Genomic DNA, 387 nt, shown 5'->3' with positions numbered 1-387 from the left:
CAGCTGCGCCGGATCGTCCACCATCACCGTCACGGCCTCGGCCAGCTTCGGATCCCCGGCGAGCTCCGCGAAGGCGGCCCGGTCCGCGGACGGGTAGGCGAGCAGGACGTCCTCGAACCCCGAGCGGGCCAACCACAGCGACTCGGCGAGCGTGTACGACATGATCCCGGCGAACCCGGGCCGCGCCAGCACCCGTTCGAGCAGCGCCCGACATCGTACGGACTTGCTGGCGACCCGGACCGGCTTGCCGCCGGCCCGGCGCACGAGATCGTCGGCGTTGGCGTCGAACGCGTCGAGGTCCACGATGGCCAGCGGCGCTTCGAGGTGCGCGGTCGCCCGGTCGTACCGGGCCCGGTCGGAAGTCATGCCCGGCAGCTTGCCAGATGG

Annotated in this window: 1 pseudogene; it reads right to left on the bottom strand. The window is 72.6% G+C overall.

Annotation, left to right across the window (positions count from 1 at the left end):
• A pseudogene (locus G3I71_RS49760) lies at positions 1-366 on the bottom strand (amino acid deaminase/aldolase); the annotation flags it as partial.
• Positions 367-387: the final 21 nt, after the last annotated feature.

The organism is Streptomyces sp. SID12501, assembly GCF_010550245.1.
Taxonomy (GTDB): Bacteria; Actinomycetota; Actinomycetes; order Streptomycetales; family Streptomycetaceae; genus Streptomyces.
The sequence above is the reverse complement of the archived record's forward strand: the minus strand, read 5'-3'. Positions and strand labels throughout refer to the sequence as shown.